We start from the raw sequence: 1,061 nt of genomic DNA, 5'->3' as shown, positions 1-1,061 counted from the left end.
CCAGTCTTAAAAAGACAATGAAGTCGACTAGCCCCGAAGTGATGAACTGAATGCCACGCTTGAAAAAGGATTGAGCAGGGCCACTAGCCCCCGATTGATACCGTTTGAGCCGGATCTGGGCGCGTTCTCTGAAGCCCTCCAATAAACAAAGCACATAGGCAAAGACAACTACAGCCAGCAGCAGGGCAATCTTGGTCGGCTGCTTGATATTCATCTGTTGCAAGTTGAACCCATTGGTTTTAAGACACTTGAAGCACGTCTCGATCTTCCACCGTTTGCGGTACAACTCACTGGCCACGATGGGACTGGTTAAACTGGTAATCCAGAACAAGACCGGTTCGCCTGGACAGGCCGCTGGATTCTTCTTCATCACCAGCTGAAAAGCGTAGCCAGCCCATAAGATGGGGGTGGCCATGGCTCGCTTGCGCCGCAGGGCTTTACGCCGCAAGATGCCGTAGTTACTCACCTGAGTTTTGTAGCAACTGGCTGGTAGGCGGATGATGAAATCCAGCCCGAGATCAGCCAGGAAACGCAGCCAGTCGTCGCCCACATATTCCCGATCAGCCAGCAGGATTTTTCCCTTTAACTTAAAGAGGCCAGCGGCCTGGCGCAGCAACTCTTGCCGGTCTGCGGTGTTGCTGGTGCCTGGACGATCCAGGTCACGCCATAGTATAGGTATGGCAACGCCCTGATAAACAGCGCATAATACTTGTAGGTGAACCCATTTTTGGCCTATCTGCCAACAGGTTGAATCCAGGATCAAGTAGTGGACCCGCTCACTGAGGAGTTGAAAGGTGAAGCGTTGAATGCACTGGGTGAGAGCGGCGGCCTGGGGGCAGTTAAAGAAGCGGATTACTCGCTTGTAATGGGAGGCTGGCTGTCGGTTGGGCTTTCCCAGCAGGGTACCCATTCGATCTTTGAGTGTGTTCAGGTTAGTGCTTCTGCTGGCTAGTAAGGCGGAAGCCAGTAGTAGGAAGTTGTTGACTGTTGCCCGGCTGAATTGGGGAAAGCAGTGGCAGAATTGCTGGAAGAGCGGGCTATCCATGGGCAGGTTGACAAGG

The 1,061-nt window shown here is 53.2% G+C and carries 1 protein-coding gene; it reads right to left on the bottom strand.

Annotated elements, in window-relative coordinates; all coding sequences use genetic code 11:
- Positions 1-1,061 (bottom strand): transposase (locus J2I46_RS32605; RefSeq protein WP_207333306.1); only part of this gene is annotated, 1,061 nt, incomplete at both ends.

The sequence above is a fragment of the Fibrella forsythiae genome, from assembly GCF_017353175.1.
Lineage (GTDB): Bacteria > Bacteroidota > Bacteroidia > Cytophagales > Spirosomataceae > Fibrella > Fibrella forsythiae.
The sequence above is the reverse complement of the archived record's forward strand: the minus strand, read 5'-3'. Positions and strand labels throughout refer to the sequence as shown.